Origin of the sequence: Burkholderia sp. 22PA0099, from assembly GCF_047497165.1 — a bacterium.
In the GTDB taxonomy this organism is placed as follows: Bacteria; Pseudomonadota; Gammaproteobacteria; order Burkholderiales; family Burkholderiaceae; genus Burkholderia.
Genome location: NZ_CP163164.1, coordinates 2663463 through 2679849, shown reverse-complemented (window position 1 = coordinate 2679849; position 16387 = coordinate 2663463). Strand labels below are relative to the sequence as shown.

At 69.3% G+C, this 16387-nt stretch carries 11 protein-coding genes and 1 pseudogene; 4 read left to right on the top strand and 8 right to left on the bottom strand.

From position 1 onward, the window contains the following. Positions 1-21: 21 nt before the first annotated feature. The 6 genes from AB4851_RS11920 to AB4851_RS11895 form a co-directional block, all read right to left on the bottom strand. Positions 22-1605 carry an autotransporter strand-loop-strand O-heptosyltransferase gene (locus AB4851_RS11920; protein WP_414447372.1) on the bottom strand — a complete coding sequence of 528 codons (1584 nt, stop codon included), beginning with the start codon at positions 1603-1605 and terminating at the stop codon, positions 22-24. Beyond that, positions 1595-3847, bottom strand: coding sequence for an autotransporter outer membrane beta-barrel domain-containing protein (locus tag AB4851_RS11915; protein WP_414447371.1), 2253 nt, complete (start codon positions 3845-3847; stop codon positions 1595-1597). The genes AB4851_RS11920 and AB4851_RS11915 overlap by 11 nt, the downstream gene beginning before the upstream one ends. A gap of 105 nt (positions 3848-3952) precedes the next feature. After that, on the bottom strand, positions 3953-4975 hold the full coding sequence (locus AB4851_RS11910; protein ID WP_414447370.1) for an alpha/beta fold hydrolase: 1023 nt from the start codon (positions 4973-4975) through the stop codon (positions 3953-3955). Continuing rightward, positions 4972-6279: an MFS transporter gene (locus AB4851_RS11905; protein ID WP_414449177.1), complete on the bottom strand. Its 1308-nt coding sequence runs from the start codon at positions 6277-6279 to the stop codon at positions 4972-4974. The genes AB4851_RS11910 and AB4851_RS11905 overlap by 4 nt, the downstream gene beginning before the upstream one ends. A gap of 77 nt (positions 6280-6356) precedes the next feature. Then, the gene (locus AB4851_RS11900; protein ID WP_414449176.1) at positions 6357-7466 is read right to left on the bottom strand and encodes an alpha/beta hydrolase; all 1110 of its coding nucleotides are present in this window, start codon (positions 7464-7466) and stop codon (positions 6357-6359) included. 163 nt (positions 7467-7629) lie between these two features. Then, positions 7630-8745, bottom strand: coding sequence for a porin (locus AB4851_RS11895; protein WP_414447369.1), 1116 nt, complete (start codon positions 8743-8745; stop codon positions 7630-7632). 198 nt (positions 8746-8943) lie between these two features. Here AB4851_RS11895 and AB4851_RS11890 point away from each other — a divergent pair, with 198 nt between their 5' ends. Continuing rightward, positions 8944-9900: a LysR family transcriptional regulator gene (locus AB4851_RS11890; protein ID WP_414447368.1), complete on the top strand. Its 957-nt coding sequence runs from the start codon at positions 8944-8946 to the stop codon at positions 9898-9900. Between the two features lie 109 nt (positions 9901-10009). Here the strand turns inward: AB4851_RS11890 and AB4851_RS11885 are convergent, their stop codons facing one another. Beyond that, on the bottom strand, positions 10010-10351 hold the full coding sequence (locus AB4851_RS11885; protein WP_414447367.1) for an ArsR family transcriptional regulator: 342 nt from the start codon (positions 10349-10351) through the stop codon (positions 10010-10012). A gap of 233 nt (positions 10352-10584) precedes the next feature. Next, positions 10585-12000, bottom strand: a pseudogene (locus AB4851_RS11880) (PLP-dependent aminotransferase family protein); the annotation flags it as partial. Between the two features lie 166 nt (positions 12001-12166). On the opposite strand from AB4851_RS11880, the gene AB4851_RS11875 reads away from it, so the two are divergent. The 3 genes from AB4851_RS11875 to AB4851_RS11865 all read left to right on the top strand — a co-directional run bounded on the left by AB4851_RS11875 (position 12167) and on the right by AB4851_RS11865 (position 16384). Continuing rightward, positions 12167-14491: an FdhF/YdeP family oxidoreductase gene (locus AB4851_RS11875; protein WP_414447366.1), complete on the top strand. Its 2325-nt coding sequence runs from the start codon at positions 12167-12169 to the stop codon at positions 14489-14491. Between the two features lie 162 nt (positions 14492-14653). Further along, positions 14654-15562, top strand: a complete 909-nt coding sequence (locus AB4851_RS11870) for a bestrophin family protein (protein ID WP_414439458.1) — start codon at positions 14654-14656, stop codon at positions 15560-15562. Positions 15563-15643: 81 nt separating this feature from the next. Beyond that, complete coding sequence (locus AB4851_RS11865) at positions 15644-16384, top strand: hypothetical protein (RefSeq protein WP_414447365.1); 741 nt, start codon at positions 15644-15646, stop codon at positions 16382-16384. The last annotated feature ends 3 nt before the right edge of the window (positions 16385-16387 follow it).

Sequence of the window (16387 nt, the reverse complement as noted above, 5' to 3'; positions counted from 1 at the left end):
CCCGCCGACGCGCCCGGAAATTCAGGCGGCCGGCGCCATCGGCACGTCGGTTGCCACCGGGGCGGCGGCCCGGCGCGGATCGAGATCGAGATTCGTCATCAGGCTCTTGACCGTGCGGATCACCTGCCCCGGCGTGATGGTGCGCGAGCATTCGAACTGCCGGTCGGTGCCCGCATGGCGCGGACACCACGCGAAGTCGCGGTGATCGAACTCGATCGACGTGTCGTTCCAGCAGCTGTTGCAGACGTGGAAGTTGATCACGCGGTACGGCGTCTCGAACTCGTTCATCGGGTGCGTGAAGCCGCTGATCATGACCACCGGCTTGCCGAGCGCCCAGGCCAGCCACGACAGCCCGCTCGACAGCCCGATGAAGAAATCGGCGTGCAGCAGCAGGCTTGCGCGCTGCTGCAACGGCAGGTCGCCGGTGAAATCCTCGCTGCCGTACGGGATCAGATTCCACATCAGCTTGTCGCCATGCGCCGGCTGCTTGTCGATGCAGAGCACGCGGTAGCCGCTCGCCTTCAGGAACTTCACCAGTTCGTACCAGCCGGTCGGGTGATTCCAGTATTTGCATTGCGACGACGATTGCGCCGCGATCACCACGTAAGGCTCGGCGATCTGGCGCGTGGTGTCGCGCACGCCGATGCGCGGGCGGCGCTCCACGGCCATCAGGCCGAGCAGGTACGGGATCGTCTTCTGCAGGCCGCTGACGCGGAAATCGGTCGGCTGATGCGTGCGGTCGTCGCACGGGAAGAAGATGCCGAGGTAGTAGCTCGCGTAGCTGCGCGCCAGCACGGCCGCCTCGTCCTCGGGGCGCACGTATTCGAGGTCGGGATAGGCATCCTCGAACAGCGACCACAGCGCCGCGCCCATCGACACCGCCACGCGGCAACCGTGGGTGCGGCGAAACTCGTCGACGTAGGGAAACCAGGCGAGGATGTCGCCGAGCGTGCCGACCGGCAGACGCATGTAGACCTGCCGGTCGCGCGCGTCGTAGTCGTGCTCGAACACCAGTTCGCCGTCGCGCAGCACCTCGATGCGAAAGCGCACGAAATAGCGCTTCGTGCTGCTGACGATGCCGTCGTCCACCGGCTCGTCGAACAGCACCACGTCGGCGTCGGTATCGAGCAGGCGCACCTGCCACGAACCGGGCGGCACCTGCACGCGGCAGCCGTAGTTGAAGTCGTAGCGGATGCCGTGCGGCCCTTCGAGCACCGGCGGGCCGGGATCGACGATCGCGGTCGGCACGGTGTCGACCGGCGCGGCGGGGGCGAACGGGGCCACCGGCGCGGAGAACGCGACCGGCACGGCGGCGGGCGCCAGCGACGCCGCCGGTGCAAGGGCTGATGCAACAGCAACAACCGGTGCAACGGCAGGCACGGCGGCCGGGATCGGCATATCGGCCGCCGTTTGGCGCGGCAGACCCGCCAAGCCATCGGGCGCCGCGACGCTCGACGCCTTGCCAGTCACATTGCCCATCGCCTTGCCCGCCACATCGCCAGCCGCATTGCCCGCGGCGATACCCGACGCGGACACCGCGGACAACGCCGCCTCGATGATCGACGACGTGCGGCGCGCAGCCAGCGTATCGAGTTCAGTCGACATAGCGCAGCCCCACCGTCACCGACCACGGTTGCGAATAATCGTGGCCCTTGCCGTAACCGAACGCGCCCCAGGCCCGCACGTGGCGCGTGAGCGTCGCGCCCACGCCGAGATCGGCGTTGATCCAGGTCTTCGGCAGCGCGGCCGTCAGCGCGGTGCCGCCGATCGTGTCGTTCAGCCCCGCGTTGAACACGTGCATGGCTTCCACGCCGACATACGGGTCGAGCTTCAGGTCGCCCACCGCGAACGACGCGCCGACCCGCGCGCCCGCGCCGCCGAACACCACCGATTTCGATTGCAGCACGACCGGCGTGCCGAGCGAGGTTTGATAGGACACCGCACCGTCGTGCTGCCAGGTGGCCTCGACGCGCGGCTCGGCCCACCAGCGTCCGCCGAGCTGCCAGCGCTTGCCGGCGTCGATCGACAGCGCGAAGCCCGATTGCGCGTAGCCGCCGGTGGCCTGGTTGCCCGAGGTGGTGACGCCGAGCGATTGCTTGAAGCCGAGGTAGCGCACCACGGTATCGGCGAACAGGCCCGACGGCGTGTCGATGCCCGCGTAGGCGCCGATGTTCCAGGGCCGCGCGGTGCCGTTGCCGAGGCCGTCGAAGCTCTCGTTCGCTTCCGCGTAGCCGCCCGTCGCGCCCACGTGCACCGTGCCCGCGTGCGTGGCGAAGGCCCAGTCGCGGCCGATCTGCGCGCCGTACAGCGTCGAATCGGTCGCGGTGCCGCCCGGGTTGGTCTTCAGGCGCTGATCGTAGGCGCGCACCCACAGGCCGCCGCCGTCGCCCGCGCCGCCGCGCAGGTCGCCGAGATACGAGAACGTCGTTTCGAGCTGCTGATACCAGAGCATCGGCGTGGTGGCCGCCGCGGCCTGCGCGACCGAGGCGATGTCGCTGGTGCGGCCGGTATTGGCCAGGAAGTAGTTGCCGCCGTCGTCCTGCAACGCGAACTTGTAGGCGCCGACATCGATGCCGTTGCCGCCGCCCGCCAGCGTGAACGTCGCGCTGGTGCCGGCCGCCTGCACGAGCTGCACGCGCGCGTTGGCGGCCGCGGCCGTGGTGCTGCCGTCATGCACCGACAGCGAATACGCGCCGGTGCCCTGCGCCACCACCAGCCGGTCGGCCTGCCCCGCGCCGACGTTGGTATTCAGCACGAACTGGCCGCTGCCCGACAGTTGCCCGACGCTCAGCGTCTTGAAGCCGCCGCCCTTCGGCGCGGCGAACGCCACCGTGCCGCCCTGCATCGCGAGCGTGCCGGCGGACACCGCAGCGTTGCCGGTCAGCAAGTCGGTGGCGGCTTCGTCGAGCGTCAGCGTGCCGCCGGCCAGCACCACGCCGGCCAGCGTCTGCGCGGCCACCGGCCCCGCCGCCGTGTTGCCGCCCACGTCGACCGTCAGGTTGCCGCCAGCCGCCACCGTGCTCTGCGCGGCCGAGCCGCCGAGCAGCACCGTTTGCGCACCGCCCGCGTTGACCTGCGTGCCGGTGGCCAGGCCGCCGCTCGACACGAGCTGGATGCCGCCGTTGACCACCGTCGAGGTGGTCGCGCCGCCGGTGAACACCACTTGCGAACCGGCGCTGACCACCGTGCCGACGGCCGAGCCGCCGGCCGACACGTATTGCTTGCCGCCCGTCACCACGCTGGCGTTGGCCTGCCCGCCCGAATAGATGCGCATCAGGCCGCCCGTGCCGACCACCGAGCCGCTGGCCAGGCCGCCGCGCGACACGCCGAAGCTGCCGCCCGACACCACCGTGGTGCCGGTCGCCACGCCGCCCGCCGATATGTACTGCGTGCCGCCCGACGACACCACCGTGCTGACCGTCGAACCGGCCGAGAACACCGTCTGCAGCCCGTCGTTGCCGATCACGGTGCCGGTCGCCACGCCGCCGCGCGACACCACCTGCCGCCCGCCCGCGAGCTGCGTGCTGGTGGTGCCGCCGCCCGACGAAATGGTTTGCGTGCCGCCCGACGAGACGGTCGCGCCCACCGCCGTGCCGCGCACCGTCTGCTGGCCGCCGTTGTTGATGGTGGTGCCGTTGACGGTCTGGCCGGCGGCCACCGTCGACACGCAGGCCGCGCCGCCCGGCAGGGCCTGGTTGTCGCACGATTGCGCGTGCACGGCAGGCGCGATCGCAGGCAGCGCCAGCGCGACCAGCGCGGCCGGCACACGTGACGAAGCGGCGCGCCGGACCGTCGCGCCAGGCACGGCGAGTCGATCCGGGGTGGAGTTCGGGCTGCGCAAATTCATACGGTCTCCTGATTTTCTTGGATATGTTCCGGATTCGTGTCCGGGGTACTGCCTGCTGATTCGTGATGATTCGTGGAACCCGCTCGCGCGGGCTCCGTGCGCCGCTCAGGCTTCGCGCGCGGTGTTGCCGAACAGCGCCGCGATGCCGGCGGGCGAGCCGAACACCGCATCGGCGTCGTGGCCCGCGCCCGGAATCCGGTGCGTTTCATGGGTGCAGCCGGCCGCGCCGCGCGAGGCGATATAGCGGGCATAGGCCAGGCCGCGCCCGAGCCGGTGCTCGCCTTGCGTCATCGCCGCGCACGAGCGGTCCAGCGCCGGGTGTTCGGGATCGCAGTCGCGCTCGCCGAGCAGCACGGTCACGTCGCGTTCCAGATAGGCGCGCTCGAACGCGCCCGGCTCGGCGGCGGCGGGCTGCTCGCTCGCATAGGCGGGCAGCGCGTCGAGGCCGTATTTCCAGTCGTTGAAGCCGGTGCAGCGCGCGCCGTCGAACGGCGAGAAGCCGCCGTCGGCATCGGGGCGCAGCCGGTCGAAATACACGTAGGACGACGGATTCGCAATCACGTAGCGCAGCGCCACGCCCTGCGCGCTCAACGCCGCCTCGCCGCGTGCCAGCACCGCGTAGCGCTGCGCGACCTGGCCGCCGCCCGAATGACCGGCCACCACCACTTCGCGCAGCGCGGGGAACGTGGCGCGGTCGGCGAGCGCCGCGAGCAACGCGTCGAGCACGTCGAACGAGCTGACCGGTGCGGGCGCCAGTGCCTCGCCGCCGCCCATCCAGCCGGTCCAGTCCCAGCACAGCGTGGAGGCCGGCAGCCGGTGCGCTTCCACGTCGGCCTGGGCGAGGAACTGCGGCACCAGCAGCACCGTGTCGTTCGAGTTGCGGCCGGCCGCGGCGCGGGCGCGATGGGCGAAGCGGAAATACGCGTCGGCATTGCGCAGCCGGCCGTGCAGCAGGATCACGGCGGTCGTGACGTCAGGCTGCGAGGCGTTCCATTCGCCGGTGGCGAACAGCGGCACGATGCCGGTGCCGGCCGGTGCGTTGACGGTCAGGTGTTGCGGCGCGATGACATCGACGGGCCGTTCGTTCGGCGCGCGTTCGTCGTGGGCGTGGTCGGGCACGGTGCTCAAGCGGGGGTCCTCGTGGTGGCCGCTGCGTCGGCGCCGAGTTCGGGGTGTCCGCGACGGGACAGCCCGACCAGGGCGAGCGAGACGAAGCCGGCAAAGATCAGATAGAACGCGGGGGTCAGGCTGCTGCCCGTCAGCGACGTCAGCCCGGTGATGGTGAACGGCGCGAGCCCGCCGAACAGCGTGACCGCGACGTTGTACGACAGCGCCACGCCCGACGAACGGCTGCGCACCGGGAACAGCGTCGCGAGCATGCCCGGGTGGGCGCCCGACATCGCCGCGAGAAACACGGTGGAAATCAGTTGCGCGATCAACAGGCGCTCGGCCGACGGCGCGGACACCACGAACACGAACAGCGGATACGCGCACAGCATCCAGGCGATCGTGATCGGATAGAACAGCCGGTACGGCCCGTAGCGGTCGGCCAGACGCCCCGACAGCGGGAACAGGAACAGATTCAGCAGGCCCGAGAAGAACGCCCCGCGCAGCGCGACCTGCAACGGCAGGTGCAACTGGCGCTCGACGTACACGGCCAGATAGGAGTGCCACACATAGTTGGTGGCGGCGCCCACCGCGATCACGCCCATCGCGCACAGCGCGGCGCGGCCGTTGTCGCGGAAGAACGTGCGCAGCGGCACCTTCGGGCGCTCGCCGGCGCTTTCCGCGCGCAGTTGCTGGAACTCCGGCGATTCGGCCACCTTGTGACGGATGTAGAAACCGAGCGGGCCGGCCAGCGCGCCGCACAGGAACGGCACGCGCCAGCCCCACTCCACCAGCGAGGCATGCGACAGCCGCGTGGTCAGCAGATAGCCCGCGGCCGACGACAGCAGCAGCGCGAACGACTGCGCCGTCATGTTGAAGCTGCCGTAGAACATCTTGCGGCCCGGCGGCGCGTATTCCACCAGCATCGCCGAGGCGGTGGCGAACTGCCCGCCCACCGACAGCCCCTGCAGCACGCGCGCCAGGATCACCAGCGCGGGCGCGGCGTAGCCGATCTGCGCGTAGCCGGGCGTCAGCCCCATCAGCAGCGTGCTGCCGGCCATCGAGATGATCAGCAGCGACAGCGCGCGGCTGCGGCCGGCGCGGTCGGCATACACGCCGAGCAGGATGCCGCCCAGCGGCCGCACGAAGAAGCCCACCGCGAACGTGGCCAGCGTCAGCATCAGCGACACCAGCCCGTTGCCGGACGGGAAGAACACCTGCGCGATGATCTTCGAGAAATAGCCGTAGATCAGGAAGTCGAACCATTCCAGGCCGTTGCCGAGCACCGACGCGAAAATCGCGCGGCGCACCATCGACGGCGACATGCGCACGGCCACGGCAGACTCCGCCGCCGCGCTGTCGCGCGCAACCTCGGTCACGTGATTGGCTGAATTGGCTTGACTCATGATCCGCACCCCGGCGTGTCGTAGATGGCGGCCAGTGCGCAGGCCGAGGTCAGCATTTTCGCGCCGTTGTGGCCCACGCCGGGCACCACGTGCAGATGCTGGTTCAGGCCTTGCGGATGGCGCGCCTGCAGATAGCCGAAGTAGGCTTCGGCGCGCGCGAGGCGTTGCGGGCCTTGCGCCTCGGCCGGGCAGCTCTGGTCGAGCGCCTTCTGCTGCGGATCGTCGTCGTTGCCGCCCACCAGGTACGTGACCTGCCGCGCCGCGTAAGCCGATTCGAGCTGGGCGGCGGTGCGATCGGCCAGGTACGGCGGGCGCCTGGCCATGCCGTATTTCCAGTCGTCGAAGCCGGGGCACGCGGCGGCGTCGAACGCGGCCGGCTTGCCGTCGGCGCCGGGGCGCTCGGCATCGAAATACGCATACGACGACGGGCTCGACACCACGTAGCGCAGCGCGATGCCCGCGCGGGCCAGCACGCCGGTTTCGCGCGCCGCCACCGCGTAGCGCTGCACCACCTGGCCGCCGCCCGAATGGCCGGCGAACACCACCGTCTTCAGGTTCGGAAAGCGCGTGCGGTCGGCCAGCCGTTCGACGATCGTGTCGAGCACCGTGTAGGAGCTGACCGCAACCGGCGCGAGCGCGGCGTCGCCGGCCATCCAGCCGTTGGCGTCCCAGCGCAGCAGCGCGGCATTGTCGGTTTCACCGGCTTCACCGCTGCGGCCGGCCAGGTCGAGCGAGGCCAGGAACTGCGGCGCGATCAGCAGCGTGCCGCTCACATCGGCGCCTTGCGCGGCGGCCGCGTCGCGGCCCTGCTCGGCGCTGTGGAAATAGCGGTCGGCGTTGCGCAGCTTGCCGTGGATCACGATCACCGCGCGCGTCACCTCGGGCAGCGGCTGGTTCCAGTCGCGCGACAGGTAGAGCGGGAATTGCGCGGCGCCGGCCGGCGTGGCGATCGGCATGCGCGTCGCCGAGATCCGCGCGACGGGGCGCAGGTGCGCGTTGTAGACGTGCGGCGCGGCGGCGGCCGAAGCGGCAGCGGTGGCGGCGCTCCCGGTCGATGCGGCGGGGGTGGCTGTCGCCGCCGAAGCCGCCAGCGCGGAGCCGGCCATCGTGGCCAGCGCGCCGGCCGCGATGGCCAGCCCGGTGCGCCGCGCGAGGCGGGTGAGGATCGGTACGGATTGCATGCGAACTGCTCCTGAGGGCGCGGGCCGCGCATCGCACGGCCCTGGCCCGACTGCTGACGAATAAAACCGTGCTGCGAGTGCGGCGTGCTCAGAACCGCGTGAACATGCCGAGCGTCACGCCGGTCTGGTTCGGCCCGAACGCCGTGCTGTCGGTGGTGCCGACCGGCGTGTAGGCGCCGTTGTTGCCGCGCGTCGCCTGGGCGTAGGCCACGGTCGCGTACAGCGAGGTGCGCTTGGACAGCGCGTATTGCGTGCTCAACACCCCCATCCAGGTATTGGAGTTGCCGGGCGTCTTGTCCTGATCGTAGTAATAGGCGGCCGTCACCTTCAGGTTGCGCGCGAGCGGATAGCGCACGCCGCCGAAGAACAGCGCCTGCGCCGACGACGCCGTCTTGGTGGTGGCCGGGTTGGTCAGGAAGTGCTCGTAGCCCGCCAGCAACTGGCCGCGGCCGATGTCCTGGCGGAACGCGATGCTCAGGTTGCGCGACTTCGTGAAGTTGCCGGTGGTGTTGATCGCGCCGTTGCGGTAGTCGTAGGCGACGCCCACGCCGAACGTGCCGCCGTCGTAATCGAGGCCGGCGCCGTAGGCCGCGCTGCTCTGGAACGAGGTCGGATCGCCGCCGAAGCTGTAGCCCGCGATCGCAGTGATGCCGGCGAAGCTACCCACGTACTTGATCATGTTGCTGTTGCGCGCGCGGAACGCGAAATCGTTCGACGAGCCGGTGGTCGGGAACCACGTGTATTGCGGCGAGAACTGCATCGGGTCGTAGCGCAGCAGGACGTCGTACATCGGGGTGTATTGCAGGCCGAACGACAGCGAGCCGAACGTGCGGTTCGACAGGCCGACCGCCGAGGTGCGGTTGAACAGCGTGCCCGCCGTGGCCTGGGTGCCGTCGTTGCTGTTGAAGCCCGATTCGAGCACGAACCACGCGGCATTGCCGCCGCCGAGGTCTTCCGAGCCGCGCACGCCCCAGCGCGAGTTGTGGATGCCGCCGGAATTCATCCGGAACAGCGAGCCGCCTTGCGCGCTCGCATGGCTCAGGTATTCGACGTTGACGTCCACCACGCCGTACAACATCACCGAGCTGCCGCCGCTGCCCCCGCCGGTGGCGAGTTGCAGTGCTTCGTCAACTTCGTCCTGCTGCGCGTAAGCGGACGCGCATCCGGCAAGCAGCAGGGCTGCTGCGGCGTGGTGCTTTTTCACTTCGTGTCTCCTGGACCTTGTTGTGGTTTTCGATGTTTCGATGGCCGTCTCCGTCGCCCGGAGAACCCCGCCATATCAGGCTGCAATGTGTCAGGCGCAATCCTAGGGAGTCCCAAACCAGATGTAAAATATCGATTCGCTTGTAGTGCCATATGTCTGAAATATGGCTCGATCGTCCTGCCTGCCGGAGCCGTCCCGATGGAATTGCGTCACCTTCGTTACTTCCTTGCCGTTGCCGAGGAAGGCCAGTTCACGCGCGCCGCCGAGCGGCTGGCGATGCAGCAGCCGCCGCTGTCGCAGCAGATTCGCCTGCTGGAAGAAGAGATCGGTTTCGAGCTGTTCGTGCGCCAGCCGCGCGGCGTGGAACTGACGCCGGCCGGGCGTGCGTTCGCGCAAAGCGCCGAACTGGTGCTCGACACGCTGCAGCAAGGTGTGGCGCACGCGCGACGGATCGCGCGCGGCGAGCTGGGCACGATCGCGGTCGGGCTGACCAGTTCGGCCGGCTTCCACCCGATGACCACCGACGCGATCCGGGCGTTTCGCGCCGATCACCCCGGCATCGAGATCACGCTGGCCGAGCTGAACGCGGCCGAACTGAGCGAGCGGCTGTCGAACGGGCAACTGCACGTGGCGTTTCTGCGCAAGCCGGTGGATACGTTGCCCGGCGTGGCGTTCGAGCCGCTGCTCGACGAACCGATGGTGGTGGTGTTGCCGGTGGGCCACCGGCTACTCGAGGGCATGCAGGGCAAGCAGGGCGAGCCGCCCGCCATTTCGCTGAAGGCGCTCGAACACGAGGAATTCATCCTGGTACGCCGGCCGGGCGCGCCGGGCATGTATGCGGATTTCCTGGCCGCCTGCCGCAGCCAGGGTTTCGTGCCGCACGTGGCGCGCGAGGTGCCGCGCATGCTGACCGGCATCCATATGGTGGCGGCCGGGCTGGGCGTGACGCTGGTGCCGGCCTCGATGCAGCGCTACGACCACCGCAGCGCCGTGTTTTGCCCGCTGGCCGATCCGGCCGGTTTTTCGGCGCCGCTGCACCTGGCTTATCCGATCGAGATGCGCGATCCGGCCGCGGCGCGGTTTGTCGAGTTCGTGCTGGAGAAGAAGGCGCAGGCCGATCGCGAAGGCGATGCGGCCGGGGGGACGCGCGATTGATCGGCGGTGGGAGGTGCCTCGGTCGTGTCGGCCGTGTCAGTCGCTTCAGCCACTGAAGGCACTGAAGGCACTGAAGGCACTGAAGGCGCTAAAGGCCACTTCCAGCGCTTCAGCCGCCAGCCGGCCCCCCGCCGCCCTCGGAGAACAACGCATCGGCCAACGCCACGCCCTCGTCGCTGAGGATCACGTGGCCGATGCCATCCTCGCCGATCTCGGTGTGCGTCAGCCCCGCGCCATCGAGCTGCGTCAGCGTGCGCCGCAACGTGCTCATCGGCACCTGCGAGCGCTTGCTCAGTTTCGCCAGCGACCACGCGCGCCCCGGCGTTTCGGTCAGCGCGTCGCGCAGGCAGGCCAGCACCGCGACGATGACCGGGTCGAGCCCGCCGTCGTCCTGCGTATCCGGTTTATCGCCGCCCACTTGGCCGCCTTCGTGTTCCGTGCCGTTCGTCATTTCGTCTCCTCCTCGTCCGGTTCGATCCGGCCGCCGCTGTCGCTGCCGTTGCCGCCGTTGCCACCCTCTCCGGCCTCGCTGCCCTCGCCGCGCTTTCCGGCCTCGCTGCCCTTTCTGCTCTCTCCAGCCTTGCCGCCCTCGCTGCTATCGCTGCCCTTGCCGCTCCCTCCGGCCTCGTCGCCCTTGCCGCGCGCTCCCGCCGCGCCACCCTCGCCACCCTCGCCACCCTCCCCACGCACCGCCGCCGCCACCAACCGGCCCAGCGTGCGCACCGCCTCCTCGATCTGCGACGACCACGGGTAACTGTAGTTGAGCCGGATGCAATGCTGGTAGTTGCCGGTGGTCGAGAACATGTGCCCCGGCCCGATCGTGATGCCCTCGGCCAGCGCCAGTTGATACAGCGCCATGGCATCGCAGCCGGCCGGCAGTTCGACCCACAGCACGTAGCCGCCGGCCGGCTGGGAAATGCGCGTGCCGTCGGGAAAGAAGCGCCGCACCATCGCGCCCATCAGGTTGGCCTGCTGGGCAAAGGCCTTGCGGATGCGCCGCAGATGGTGGTCGTAGCCGTCGTGGCGCAAATATTCGGCGATCGCCAGTTGGTCGAGCGCGGGCGTGGCCAGCGTGTTCAGGAACTTGAGCTTCTCGACCTGATCGCGGTAGCGGCCCGGCATCGCCCAGCCGACCCGATAGGCCGGCGACAAGCTCTTCGAAAACGACGCGCAATGCAGCACCAGCCCGCGCCGGTCGAACGACTTCAGCGCGCTGGGCCGCACCTCGCCGTAATACAGCTCGTGATAGACGTCGTTCTCGATGGCCGGCACGTCGTGGCGCGCCAGCAGCTCGACCAGCGCGGCCTTGCGCGCGTCGCTCATCCGAAAGCCGAGCGGGTTCTGGAAATTCGGCATCACCATGCACGCGGCGATCTTCTCGCGATCGAGGATGCGCGCCAGCGCGTCGAGATCGATGCCGTCCACCGGGTGCGTGGCCACCTCGATCGCGCGCATGCCGAGCCGCTCGATCGCGTGCAGCATCGCGTAGAAGGTGGGCGATTCGACGGCGATGGTGTCGCCGGGCCGTGCCACCGCCTGCAGGCACAGGTTGATCGCCTCGGTCGCGCCGATCGTCACGACGATCTCGTTCGGATCGACGGCGATGCCGCGCTCGCCGTAGCGCCGCGCGATCTGACGGATCAGTTCGGGGTTGCCGGGCGGCAGATCGTCGATCACGCCCCAGCGCGTGCGGCGGCGCGCAATGCCGTGCATGTGGCGCGCGATCCGCTGCGACGGAAACAGCGCCGAATCGGGATACGGCGAACCGAGCGGCACGGCGTCGTCGCGGGCGATGGTGCGAAGTGTGGACAGCACCAGCCGGCTCACGTCCACCGTCGACGACACCGCAATCGGCGTGCTGACGTTCAGCGCCGGCTCGTCGGCCGCCACCTCGCGCGCCCGCACGAAATAGCCCGACTGCGGCCGGCTCTCGATCGCGCCACGGCTTTCCAGCACCAGATAGGCGCGCACCACGGTGGTGATGCTCAGATCGTGCTGGTGACTCGCCTGCCGCACCGACGGAATCCGCTCGCCCGGCAAATACACGCCGCGCCGGATCATGTCGTCGATCTCGTCGGCCAGCTTCTCGTAACGCTTCATGCGGTCTCGTTCGGATTAACCTGAAGCACAGTTTTGGCTTCAGGTGTGCTGAAAAAACGCAACTGTACTCTTTTTCGACCGCGCCAGGTGTGTACCCATGACGCACTGCGGCAAAGGTACGCTGTTTCCATCGCCGCTAGAGGCGGCCTTACGACACGTAGCAGCCATGAAGAAGAAAGCTCCGACTCCGCGCATCGAACCCTACCACCACGCCGCAGCGGGCTGGGGGGCCGTCAAGCAGGTTGCGATCAACCTGATCAAGGAACGGGTATCGGGCGGCAACTACCGCACGCTGTTCCGCCAGAACCAGCCGGACGGCTTCGATTGCCCGGGCTGCGCCTGGCCCGACCGCCAGCACGCGTCCACCTTCGAATTCTGCGAAAACGGCGTCAAGGCCGTGGCCGCCGAAGCCACCTCGAAGCGCGTGGGGCCCGATTTCTTCGCCGCCAACACCGTCACCGCCCTGCTCGACCAGTCCGACTACGAACTCGAACAGCACGGCCGCCTGACCGACCCGATGGTGTACGACGCCGCCAGCGACCGCTACCTGCCGATCGGCTGGGACGACGCGTTCGCACTGATCGCGCGCCACCTGAACACGCTCGACAACCCGAACCGCGCCGCGTTCTACACCTCGGGCCGCGCCAGCAACGAAGCCGCGTTCCTGTATCAGTTGATGGTGCGCCGCTTCGGCACCAACAATTTCCCCGACTGCTCGAACATGTGCCACGAGGCCACCAGCCGCGGCCTGCCGGCCACGGTCGGGGTCGGCAAGGGCACCGTCACGCTGCACGATTTCGAGCACGCCGACCTGCTGATGATCTTCGGCCAGAACCCGGCCACCAACCATCCGCGCATGCTCGGCGAGCTGCGCGAGGCGGCCAAGCGCGGCGCCACCATCGTCTCGATCAATCCGCTCAAGGAGCGCGGCCTGGAACGCTTCTCCGATCCGCAAAGCCCGATCGAGATGCTGACCATGGGCAGCACCAAGATCGCCTCGCGCTTCGTGCAGCCGACCATCGGCGGCGATTTCGCGCTGATCAAGGGCGTGGCCAAGCGCGTGCTCGAATTCGACGACGCAGCCGTGCTGGCCGGCCGGCCGCGCGTGCTGGACGTGGCGTTCATCGACGAACACTGCGCCGGCTTCGACGCGTTCGCCGACGACCTGCGCGCCGAGGATTGGGCCGCGCTGACCGCCGAGAGCGGCGTGTCGTACGCGCAGATCGATTCGCTGGCCGAGCTGTATGCATCGAGCGAACGCGTGATCGCCACCTGGGGCATGGGCATCACGCAGCACAAGCATTCGGTGCAGACCATCCACATGCTGTCGAACCTGATGCTGATGCGCGGCAACATCGGCCGCGAAGGCGCGGGCCTGTGCCCGGTGCGCGGCCACTCGAACGTGCAGGGCAACCGCACCATCGGCATCGAGGAAAAGCCCACCATGGCGTTCCTCGACAGCCTCGGCAAGGTGTACGGTTTCGAGCCGCCGCGCCATCACGGCTACGACGTGGTGGAAACCATCGAGGCGATGCTGGAAGACCACGTCAAGGTGTTCATCGGCCTGGGCGGCAACTTCGCGATGGCCACGCCCGACACGCCACGCACCTGGGACGGCCTGCGCCGTTGCGCGCTGACGGTGCACATCACCACCAAGCTGAACCGCAGCCATCTGATCCACGGCCAGGACGCGCTGATCCTGCCGACCATGGGCCGCACCGAGATCGACCTGCAGAACGGCGTGTCGCAGGGCGTGACGGTGGAAGACTCGATGAGCATGGTGCACGTGTCGTACGGCATGAACCAGCCGGCCTCGCCCAACCTGCTGTCGGAGACGGCGATCGTCGCGAGGATGGCGATGGCGCTGTTCGGCCCGGGCGATTCGGTCGACTGGCAGGCCTACATCAACGATTACGCGCTGATCCGCGATGCGATCGAGGCCGTGCTGCCCGGCTTCGAGAACTACAACGAGAAGATCGCCCAGCCGGGCGGCTTCCACCTGCGGGTGGCCTCGCGCGAGCGAGACTGGATCACGCCGAACCGCAAGGCAAACTTCATCGCGCACCCGTTGCCGACCGACACGCCGATCCAGCGCGCCCGCGCGCAGCACGGCGAGAAGCTGCTGACGCTGATGACCACGCGCTCGCACGACCAGTACAACACCACCATCTACGCGCTCGACGACCGCTATCGCGGCGTGTTCGGCCAGCGCCGCGTGGTGTTCGCCAACAAGGACGACCTGGCGATGCTCGGCTTCAAGGCCGGCGACTGGATCGACCTGGAAACCGTGTGGCACGACGGCATCGAGCGCCGCGCCGACGGCTTCCTGCTGGTGGAGTACGACATCCCGCGCGGCTGCCTGGGCGCCTACTACCCGGAAACCAATCCGCTGGTGCCGCTCGACAGCACGGCCGACATCGCCAACACGCCCACCTCGAAGTCGATCCCGGTGCTGATGCACCGCGCGGCCGTCCAGCGCGCCGCGGCCTGATCGTCCAGGGCGCGGCGGCGAGCGCCGTCGCGTCCCGTTCCTTTTCCGTTTGCCGTTCCCTGTTTGCCGCCGGCGCGGCGTGCCCGATGGCGCGCCGTGTCGGCAAGGCATCGCGTTTCTGGTAGCGTTACCCGCTTCACCCGCCGCATCGGAGTTGTCGTCATGATCATTCGCCCACGCGAACACTGGTTCCGGATGCTGTTCGTCTGGAACGGCTCGGTGCTGCAATCGATCCTGCCGCAGCTCGCCGTGATGACCGTGATCAGCCTGCTCGCGCTGCTGACCGACGGCCGCATCCTCGGCACCAAGGTGCCGCTGAACCCCACCCCGTTCACGCTGGCCGGCCTTGCACTGGCGATCTTCGCGGCGTTCCGCAACAACGCCAGCTACGACCGCTATTGGGAAGCGCGCAAGCTGTGGGGCGGCGTGCTGACCGCCGGGCGCGCGCTGGTTTCGCAGGCGCTGGCCTACGGCGCAACCGACGACGGCGCCGGCTTCGCGCGCACCGTGATCGCGTTCGTCTACGCGATGAAGCACCAGTTGCGCGGCAGCGATCCGGCCGAGGATCTCGCGCAGTACCTCGACGCCGAAGCCTTCTCGCAGGTGGCCGCCGCACGGTTCCGGCCGGTGGCGATCCTGCATCTGCTGCGCGGCCGGCTGGCCGAACGCCAGCGCGCCGGTGAACTGAGCGACACCCGGCTGTGGATGCTCGACGCGCAACTGAACACGCTCGGCGAGAAACTGGCCGGCTGCGAGCGGATCGCTTCCACGCCGATCCCGTTCCCGTATCACGTGCTGCTGCATCGCACGATCTATTCGTACTGCATGATGCTGCCGTTCGGGCTGGTCGATTCGATCGGCTTCGCCACGCCGTTCGTGTCGGTGTTCGTGTCGTACACGCTGATCGCGCTCGATACCATCGCCGGCCATATCGCCGAGCCGTTCGGCACCGGGCCGCACCACCTCGCGCTCGACACGCTGACGCGCCAGATCGAGCGCTCGCTGCTCGAAACCGCCGGCGCACCGCTGCCCGACGAAATCCCCACCGATTCGCACTACCGCGCCGCGTAGGCGGCCCGTCGCTTCGCATCCGCGCTACGCCGGATCGCATCGCCGGCCGCGCCGCCGCGCGCGCGAGCCGACAATGCGGCCATGAGCGCTCCCGCCACGCTGCCCATCGCCCAGCCCGTCATGCTGCCCGCCGCCGCCCGGCTGCGCGAGCCGATCCACCTCGACCTGCTCGACCCGGCCGCGCGCAAGGATTGGGGGCGGCGCGTGCTGCAACTGCGCGAGCACTGGCGGCCGCGCCATCCGGTCGCGCCGTTCTTCACACTGGGGCTGGCCGCCTATCTCGACCATGGCCCGCACGGCACCGGCCTGTATGCCGATGACGCCGCGCGCCACGCCGCCAACGCGCTGCTCGACGCGCAATTCCGGCCACTGCTCGACACGGTGGCCGCCGCGCTGTCGGCCCGGCTCGGCGCACCCGCCGTGCTGGCCGCCGCCGACGATCGCGCCGCGCTGCCCGGCTTCCATATCTATCTGCCGCATCCGGCGTTCGGCAAGCCGGTGGCGAACGTCCACCGCGACCTGCAATTCCGCGACGTGTTCCCCGCGCACGAGCCCACGCCGGGCGGGCTGATCAGCTTCACGCTGTCGTTGTCCACGCCGCCCGGCAGCGGGCTGCGGCACTGGCCCGCCGAGCCCGCCGAAAGCGACGGCAACGCCGACGGCGAGCCCGCGTTCTTCCCCTACCGCGACGGCATGCTGGTGGTGCACGACGGGCTCGTCACGCATCAGGCCGTGCTTGCCTGCGACGGCGGCGTGGCGCGCATCACGCTGCAAGGCCACGGCCTGCAACGCCAGGACGGCCGCTTCGTGCTGTATTGGTGACAT